General features: G+C 35.1%; 12 protein-coding genes and 1 rRNA gene. 1 reads left to right on the forward strand and 12 read right to left on the reverse strand.

Annotated elements, in window-relative coordinates; all coding sequences use genetic code 11:
- Nucleotides 1-243 precede the first annotated feature (243 nt).
- Nucleotides 244-519, forward strand: a complete 276-nt coding sequence (abrB, locus tag LD272_RS20085) for a transition state genes transcriptional regulator AbrB (protein WP_226038385.1) — start codon at nt 244-246, stop codon at nt 517-519.
- Nucleotides 520-652: 133 nt separating this feature from the next.
- On the opposite strand, the gene rsmI is transcribed toward abrB, so the two are convergent.
- The 12 genes from rsmI to rrf form a co-directional block, all read right to left on the reverse strand.
- On the reverse strand, nt 653-1,525 hold the full coding sequence (rsmI, locus tag LD272_RS20090; RefSeq protein WP_226038398.1) for a 16S rRNA (cytidine(1402)-2'-O)-methyltransferase: 873 nt from the start codon (nt 1,523-1,525) through the stop codon (nt 653-655).
- Between the two features lie 31 nt (nt 1,526-1,556).
- Entirely contained in the window at nt 1,557-1,778 is a 222-nt protein-coding gene (locus LD272_RS21705; RefSeq protein ID WP_226038386.1) for a GIY-YIG nuclease family protein, read from the reverse strand.
- A 5-nt stretch (nt 1,779-1,783) separates the two neighbouring features.
- Nucleotides 1,784-2,533 carry a tRNA1(Val) (adenine(37)-N6)-methyltransferase gene (locus LD272_RS20100; protein WP_226038387.1) on the reverse strand — a complete coding sequence of 250 codons (750 nt, stop codon included), beginning with the start codon at nt 2,531-2,533 and terminating at the stop codon, nt 1,784-1,786.
- A gap of 183 nt (nt 2,534-2,716) precedes the next feature.
- Nucleotides 2,717-3,064, reverse strand: coding sequence for a DNA replication initiation control protein YabA (gene yabA / locus LD272_RS20105; protein WP_226038388.1), 348 nt, complete (start codon nt 3,062-3,064; stop codon nt 2,717-2,719).
- A 12-nt stretch (nt 3,065-3,076) separates the two neighbouring features.
- On the reverse strand, nt 3,077-3,904 hold the full coding sequence (locus tag LD272_RS20110) for a PSP1 domain-containing protein (protein WP_226038389.1): 828 nt from the start codon (nt 3,902-3,904) through the stop codon (nt 3,077-3,079).
- 6 nt (nt 3,905-3,910) lie between these two features.
- A complete protein-coding gene (holB, locus tag LD272_RS20115) occupies nt 3,911-4,897 on the reverse strand; it encodes a DNA polymerase III subunit delta' (protein ID WP_226038390.1) in 987 nt (328 codons plus the stop codon).
- A gap of 159 nt (nt 4,898-5,056) precedes the next feature.
- On the reverse strand, nt 5,057-5,497 hold the full coding sequence (locus LD272_RS20120) for a YaaR family protein (protein WP_226038391.1): 441 nt from the start codon (nt 5,495-5,497) through the stop codon (nt 5,057-5,059).
- 22 nt (nt 5,498-5,519) lie between these two features.
- Nucleotides 5,520-5,849 carry a cyclic di-AMP receptor DarA gene (gene darA, locus LD272_RS20125; RefSeq protein ID WP_226038392.1) on the reverse strand — a complete coding sequence of 110 codons (330 nt, stop codon included), beginning with the start codon at nt 5,847-5,849 and terminating at the stop codon, nt 5,520-5,522.
- 86 nt (nt 5,850-5,935) lie between these two features.
- Complete coding sequence (gene tmk, locus LD272_RS20130; protein ID WP_226038393.1) at nt 5,936-6,574, reverse strand: dTMP kinase; 639 nt, start codon at nt 6,572-6,574, stop codon at nt 5,936-5,938.
- A gap of 139 nt (nt 6,575-6,713) precedes the next feature.
- Nucleotides 6,714-8,141, reverse strand: a complete 1,428-nt coding sequence (locus LD272_RS20135; protein ID WP_226038394.1) for an aminotransferase class I/II-fold pyridoxal phosphate-dependent enzyme — start codon at nt 8,139-8,141, stop codon at nt 6,714-6,716.
- Nucleotides 8,142-8,271: 130 nt separating this feature from the next.
- Entirely contained in the window at nt 8,272-8,466 is a 195-nt protein-coding gene (locus LD272_RS20140; protein ID WP_226038395.1) for a sigma factor G inhibitor Gin, read from the reverse strand.
- A gap of 198 nt (nt 8,467-8,664) precedes the next feature.
- Nucleotides 8,665-8,780: ribosomal RNA gene (gene rrf / locus LD272_RS20145) — 5S ribosomal RNA — on the reverse strand.
- Nucleotides 8,781-8,788 lie beyond the last annotated feature (8 nt).

Genomic DNA, 8,788 nt, shown 5'->3' on the forward strand with positions numbered 1-8,788 from the left:
GTCAACGATAAAGATAAATTCTATGTCGTATTATGTCGAACTTTGAAGCTATATTATTTCCTCATTTCCTATATAAGGAAAGTAGTTCATCACAAGTGCTGATTAGTGAACTAATTTGCATTCAACTTTCCTAATAACATGAAATACCAATAAATTGCAATTGACACCTATGTAAATTACTGGTAAGATAATTTTAGAAACTGTCGAATATTGACGAATTATTGAATGAGGGGAGTTTACTAAATGAAATCTACTGGGATTGTACGTAAGGTTGATGAATTAGGCCGAGTAGTAATACCTATTGAGCTCCGTCGTACACTGGGTATTAATGAAAAAGATGCTCTAGAAATATATGTAGACGATGAGCGTATCATCCTTAAGAAATATAAACCAAACATGACTTGCCAAGTTACAGGTGAAATTTCTGACGATAACTTTACATTAGCTAACGGTAAACTAGTTTTAAGCCCAGAGGGCGCTAAAGCTTTAATTGATGAAATTCAATCAAAGATTAAATAATAAATTAAATATCTAAATTTCGCCTTCGCAATCATATGCGAAGGTATTTTATTATCGAGAACAAAACCTAAACCGCTAGATACAAGCTTTCATTTTGGCTAAAAAAAGACACCTGCTGTCGGAAGAATCACTTTTATTCTACATGATATACTTGATAAACCTCTCGTTTCGGTAATTTTCTATCTTCTGATACCAATTTAATTGCATCTTTACTTCGCATTTTATCTATTTTAATGTAATGATTAACATGCTCCTCTATAGTTAAACTACTCCACCACAATTTTTTATCTGACTCAAAATCAGGATTGCCCTCAACTACAATACAGAACTCTCCTTTGATTATTCCTTTATTAGTCCACTCAATTACTTCTGATATATTACCTCTAATATACTCTTCAAAACGTTTGGTTAACTCTCTAGCAACCGTAATCCTTCGATCACCGAATTTATCATATAAATATTCTAATGTATCTACTAACCGATGAGGCGACTCATAAAAGAGTAACGTTCCACGAATGGAATTCAATCGTTCTAAGTCAGCGTCTCGATCTTTCTTCTTTCTTGGTAGAAACCCATAGAAATAAAATTCATTTGCAGGTAACCCCGAGCCGACTAATGCACATAAAGCTGCACTTGCACCAGGTAGAACAACTACAGGTAGCTCTATCTCCACTGCAGCTTTAACAATCTCGTATCCTGGATCAGATATAGCCGGCATTCCAGCGTCACTTACCAGTGCTATGTCCGAACCTTCTTTTAATAAATTTAGTAGTTTGTTTTCTCGTGACTGCTTATTATGCTCGTGGTAACTTATCAATTTATTATCTATCTCAAAATAGTTTAATAATTTCCTGGTATTTCTCGTATCTTCTGCTGCAATCATATCAACAGCTTTTAAGGTATTTATCGCTCGGATAGTAATATCCTCTAAGTTACCTATGGGTGTTGGCACAATATATAAAGTTCCTGTCGTGACTTCGCCTTGGAAACTACTTTGTGTATGTATCATTCATCCTGCCCCTCTTCACCGTATTTAATCAGGCTTTTTTTGGCTGTTCTATTCCATCTTTTAATTTTGAATTTGTTTGTAGCGCTTTTGACTTCGTTGGAAAAAGACAAACGTACACTAACTTAACAGGACTTCTGCCCCATTGTGTATTTCGCTCCTTTTCCTGGTTGTGCATTCGCACTCTTTCCTTTAAATGGTTGATGTAGCCAGTATATAGCGTACCATCACTACACCCAGAGCATGTAAACAAAATGTTTATTTTGTTTTTCCATATAGAACTTCCTCTAAATCCTCTGTGTAATTTCCATCATCATCATAAACGTATAATGGCTGAAGAAATTTCAAATCCGGACTTCCATCTCTAATCCCTTCAATTAATAGCGTGTTAGCTTCTTTTCCCTTTTTAGGATATACCAATTGTAGTCTCTTTGGCTCGATCTTATACTTTTTAAAAAGTGTTATTATTTCTACTAATCTGCCCGGACGATGAACCATTGAAACCTTTCCTCCGGGTCTAGTTAGAATGCTACACGCTTTGACTACATCTTCTAACGTACACTTTATTTCATGTCGCGCTATTGTTAAGTAATCACTATTATTTTGTTGTCTTGGTTCCAACGTCTTAAAATAAGGTGGATTACACGTTACTAAATCAAACTTACCGTTTCCCAATTGTTTTGGCATCTCTTTTAAATCACCATGTATCATGGTCAACTGTTCTGTAAGTTCATTTATTTCAACATTCCTCCTTGCCATATCATAGATCCGCTCTTGTATTTCCACACCTGAAATAGTTGCCTTTGAACGCCTGCTAAGTAGTAACGGGATAACACCATTACCTGTACAAAGATCCAAGATATTTCCTCTTTTAATCGGGACATATGTAAAACTAGCTAGTAAAACAGCATCAAGTGAAAAAGCACTAATTGATGGACTTTGTATTATTTTCATTTGTTCTTCTGACATTAGATAATCTAATCGCTCATCATCATGTAAATCAACCATTTGTTTTTATCCTCCAAATTAATAGTACATAAAAGAAGGACTGACTTAAAGGCTACTTGCAAAACCTTCTTGGTCAGTCCTTAACTATTTTTCAGCTATCTATCCTATCTATACATAACTTTTGTTTCCTGAACAGACCTTAAGCTCTAATACATCGGTCTTATTCATAATGACTGCCTTCAACTATTTAGTCTTATTTAAAAACAATAGACAAAACAAGCAGTCCTCATGTTGGCGCGGACTCCCAAAATGAACATTACAAATGTGAAATCCTTCTTCATAAAGTCTAGCTAAATTATCGTATCCTTCACCTATCGAGAGATCCTTATTACCATCACTATCAATCGGATCACCATTACTATCCTGACTTGATTCTAATCGATTTCGCAAATGGTGATTTTCTACACCAAGTCGGTGGTTTTCTTCTAATAGTTCACTTAAATGATTTTTCAAATCACCAAGCTGCTGATAAAGTTGTCCAATTTGCTCTTCCATATAGGATACTTGTTCAAAAACATCTTTCTTGTTCATGACTCCACCCCATTATTCCGTGGCTTGCGTTTTGATAACTCCTTCGTCTATCAGTTCTTGTAAAGTGTACTCAATTACTTTTTCTTCTTCAGGAATTTCAATTTGAATAATACGTTCTAGGATGTTTATACCGACTACCTTACCTGATCCATAAGGTGTGCTTATTTTCTTCCCTATATCAGGAAGTTCTTTCTTAGCATACTCATAGTCATCGTTCTCATATTTTAAGCAACACATTAACCGACCGCATAGCCCTGAAATTTTTGCCGGGTTTAATGACAAATTTTGATCCTTTGCCATCTTAATGGACACTGGCTCAAAATCGCCTAAAAAAGTTGAACAACAAAGCATACGCCCACAAGGTCCTATCCCACCTAAGAGCTTAGCCTCATCACGGACACCTATCTGACGCAACTCGATCCTTGTCTTGAAAATGGAAGCCAGACCTTTCACAAGATCTCTGAAATCCACACGACCATCAGCAGTGAAGTAAAAGATAACCTTATTTCTGTCAAAGGTATATTCAACATCTACTAAGTTCATATCTAAATCGTGTTCTTGAATTTTCTCCTGACATACACGATAAGCTTCATGAGAGTTTTCTTGATTTTCCGCTACAATTAACTTATCTTTATCACTTGCAATACGTAAGACTTTCTTTAAAGGGAGAACTATATCTTCCTCATCGACCTTCTTATTAGATATTACTACTTTTCCAAATTCTACGCCTCTCACAGTTTCAACGATTACGTAGTTATCCTTGTCAATAGTAATGTCATTCGGGTCGAAGTAATATATTTTACCCGCTTTCTTAAAACGGACACCTATAACTTCTATCATTTATCTTCACCTCTGTATTTGAAGCGTTAATTGCTCCATTACTAAAGCAGGATTTACATTTTGATCTAATTTTCTTTTTGCTTCCATAATATTAGTTAACACCTTTGTTGCATGCTTTCTAGACCATATCATAGAGGACTGTGCTATTTTTTCTTGTTCAGATACAAAGACAATGGATTCTCCATTACCCACATAACTATATATGATATCCTTAAACCAAATTATTAGTAAATCTAATCCTCGTTGGAGCTGTCCTCGTTCCTTAAAATGAGGCATCCAATGATTATTAATGAATAGTAAAGATTCATCTGGTTTAGCTTGGAGCACTTCTACTAATTGTACCACTATCTTTCTAGCATTAGCAAACCACTCATCGTTACTTATCTCTATTGCTTCAGAAATATTGTTTGTCAAAGCGGCCATCAGTTTCGCGTTGGAATTAGACAATCCCTCTGCTACGAGTTTATTTTTAATATTCTCTGGATTCAGTGGTTGTAAGGCCATAATTTGGCACCTGGATCTTATGGTTTGCAATATCGATTGACTGTTTTCTGTTAAAAGCATAGCTGTAGTTTCTTTGCTTGGCTCTTCCAAAAATTTTAACAATCGATTGGAAGCATTTGCAGTCATTTTGTCAGAATCAGTAATAATATATAGCTTCCTATTGGACTCTAAACCCGTATAAGTGAATTCTTTCTGGAGATGTAAAATTTGTTCTTTTTTAATTGACTGACCATCTGGGGCAATTTGGTGTACATCTGGATGGTTACCGGTATCTATTCGATGACATTCCTTACAGCTGTTGCAAGGGTCAATACCTATTTTATTATTGCAAAAAATACTTTTAGCTAATAAAATGCTTAACGCATGTTTTCCAGTTCCTCTTGCACCTTGAAATAAATACGCATGTGAAATACGCTCTTTAGTTAAACTATTTGTTAACATCTTGCTGACTAAAGGTTGAATAGAAGCCATTTCGGACCATGTTCTCATAATTATTACTTCCCTTACACCTATTTACTTAAGTAGTAATTGAACTCTATATTCATTAAAAGGCTCTTTGAAAAAGCATAACAAGTACACTTTTTAAAGAACCTCTTATCCTCTTACGAAACTGGTTGATTACATCCCTGAAAGACTATAAAAGTCTGGTCACGTATAGAGGTTTATTAATAGACCTTTTATCTCACCAATAATTTCTAAAATTCCAAGTGAACGTTTTTCTGTATCCATAAGCTCATCTGTTAATTCAACAAGTTTTTTATCTATTTCTTTAACAATCGTTAATCTTCTACTATCTCCGTCCATACTCCAACTATGAGAATGTTTTAGATTCATTCCATATTGAACAGTCTCTTGAACGTAATCCTTAACCAAGCGTTTATATTTTGCTAAGTCTTTAAATGAGCGAAACTTTGTTAATCGTTCGCCTTGATTTGTAAGCTGCGTCATTAGTTTTTGCAATTCTTGTTGCTTTAATTTTTGTGTCTGAGATTCTACGACTGCATCAAAGCTTTTCGTGCCTTTTGATTGGCTAAGTGGATTCTTTTTTGAGGATTCTAGTTGAGCATGCAAATCCTGACTGATTTTCATTTAGTTTGTCATCCCCTTAACTCTAAAATTGAAAGAAAGAATCTACAGGAACAACAAATACTGTGGCTCCACCAACTTCAACATTAATTGGTCTTGGAATATACGAATCAGCATTCCCTCCCATTGGAGAAATAGGCGCCACCATCTGCTCACGTTGACTACAGTTATCTCGTATTATATCTAATGCTTCATCAACATATTTGTCTTCACAGCCAATCATCAATGTTGTATTTCCTTCTTTGAGAAACCCACCTGTTGTAGATAGTTTTGTTATTTTAAAATTTTCATCGCCTAAAGCATCAGTTAATCGATTGCTATCTTTATCTTGTACTACCGCTAAAACAAGCTTCAACTTTTTCCCTCCTTTTCTAATTCTTAATATAATCTATTCAAACAAGTAAATAATATTGAATGGAGAAATTATTAGGAAACAAAGGACTAATCCGCTTTAGCCTTCAAAAAATTCACAATTAAATTATAGACATTCTTTTCAACTACATCCATCGTTTGGTTAGCATTAACACGATAGATTCGTTCTGGAAATTTAATGGCCAGTTTTTGATATGCTTCATGTACCTTCTCGTGAAATTTTAATTGCTCTAAGTCCAAACGGTTTTGTTCACGATCTTTATTTTTAGCTATCCTCTTCAAACCTATTTCTGGTTTTATATCAAAAAATAGAGTTATTTCTGGCATAAACCCCTCAATCGCGAATTCATTAATCTGATACACCTCGTCCATTCCTAGCCCACGAGCATATCCCTGATAAGCTAAACTACTATCTATAAATCGGTCACATAATACTATTTTTCCCTTTTCTAGTGCTGGTAATACCTTTTCAACTAAATGCTGACGACGCGCAGCTGCATACAAAAGTGCTTCTGTTCTAGCGTCCATCGAGGTATGAGTCGGGTTCAAGATGACATCTCTTATTTTTTCAGCAATTTCTATACCACCTGGTTCTCTAGTTGTAATCACATCATAACCATCAATTACTAAACTCTTTTCCAGTGCTTTCAATATAGATGTCTTCCCTGCTCCCTCACCGCCTTCAAATGTAATAAAATGTCCTACCACAATTATTCTCCTTTAGTAAAAGCTTTAAGATAAACACAAATGACTGAATATTCCCAGCAACATCGGTCTAGCGGAGATTATCACTGTGTAAATAGTTCAGGTAGGATATTAGGGTAGTTAGTACCTCTTCTTACCGAAGCTATTCAAACACTTTAAGTCCTTCACTTATATCATTATTTTGAAAACTAGTTCCTTTACTTAAAAGGTATTTTACCATGTTTTCGTGTGTTTTCGAAATTTTTTCTCCTTTAATTATTAAAGGAATTCCCGGAGGATAAGGAATAACAGCCTCCGCCGCGATAAGTCCATAGACTGACTTCCACGTTACGAACCTTGTCTTTTTTTCATTCATTAGTTGATAAGACAAAGCAAGAGTTTGAGTTGGTTCATTAAATAGTAACTCATTATCTATTGTAGCATGTCTAGGTGCTAATTTTAATTGTTCATTTATCTTTTCTATCGCTTCAATAAGCTGGTCCCATTCACAAAATGATGTCAATCCATGGATGAACAGTATTTGGTTATGTGTAGACAATTCAGGATATATTTGTTGATTTTCAAATAGCTCTGCGACTCCACTTCCTGTATAACCTTCATTTACCTGAATCGTTACTTTTAATGGGTCATCCACTCCCCTTACAGTCTCAACTACTTGCCAATAGCTACTTTTGCTTAATACATTTCTTAACCTGTCAACACTAGCTTGTATTTCTAAGAGATCGTCAATTACTATATCGGCTAAATATGCTCTAGCTAAATCAAGACTTGCCATCAATGGATAAGAGGGACTGCTTGATTGGAGCATTTGTAAATAGTAATTTATTTTCTCAGAAGATATTAAGGAAGTGTTGCTATGTAAGAAAGAAGCCATCGTCATAGCAGGTGCCATTTTATGAGCGGATTGCACAACCATATCAGCACCTAATTCAATGGATGATTTGGGAAATATAGTACCTACTGAGAAATGAACACCGTGCGCTTCATCAACCAAAACTGGTATTTTGTATCTATGAGCATATGAAATGACTGACTCAATATTGAAGGTTCTTCCAAAATAATCTGGATAAGTTAAAATAATCGCTTTTGCGTCTGGATTAGTTTGAATGATGCTTTTCAGCTTTTCAACATTAGGAGCAGTATATCTATCTACACTCTCGTCAAAATCAGGAGCAACAAAAATAGGTGATGCTCCGCTTAATTCTAATCCGTTTAAAATTGATTTATGACTGTTTCTTTGCACAATTACCTTATCTCCTGGCTGAACAGTCGCAAGTATCATTGTTAAATTACCAACTGTACTACCTCCTACTAAAAAGTGAGTGGATTCGGTTTGGAACCATTCTGCTGCAAGATGTTGTGAGTGTGCAATTACACCTTGAGCAGCATGTAAATCATCTAAACCAGTCAACTCAGTTAAATCTAGCGATAATATTTCTTTGTATGAATCTTTTCCATAATTATGAAATACTAGTCCACTTTTATGACCTGGTACATGAAACGAAATAGGATTTGATTTACCTCTTTTTTTCAATGCTTCATACAAAGGGACTTGTTGTTGATTAAGCATTTAATGGTCACCTCTAATTATCCTAGCTTTTTATTGATATTATACCACCCTATAAAATCTAGCAGTATATTAAGTTCTTTTTTAAAAAACCACCCTTATCGCTAAGGGGAAACGATAAGGGTGGTTTAATCTATGAATATAAGGTTGGTTTACTAATACGCTTAAGCTTGTGTAAATAATACTGATATTGCTCTTCCTTTGGTTCTGTATGAATCATCTTTTGTTCACATTCACAACAAATAAACAGATTATATAAATGAATGCCTCTATATTTCTCTTGTTCACAAATTCCACAAGCTTCTTTATAACCTTCAACAGTTTTCATATTCTCCACCTCCGCTAGTTTAGTTTCTCCTAATCTAACGAAACTATACAAAAAACTCATAATATATTGATATTTCATTCTATGAAAAACAGATACTGAACTTGTTTGTACAACAGCATTTAATTTTTTTGGGGATTAAATTTTTTCCTTATATTAAATTAAGCCTGTAAGGGATAATCCCTTACAGGCTTAAAAATTGCCTAGCGGCGTCCTACTCTCGCAGGGGCAAAGCCCCAACTACCATGGGCGCTGGAGAGCTTAACTACTGTGTTCGGCATGGGAACAGGTGTGACCTCTCCGCTATTGCCACTAGACCAACAGG

Origin of the sequence: Aquibacillus saliphilus (genome assembly GCF_020404745.1) — a bacterium.
In the GTDB taxonomy this organism is placed as follows: Bacteria; Bacillota; Bacilli; order Bacillales; family Amphibacillaceae; genus Aquibacillus; species Aquibacillus saliphilus.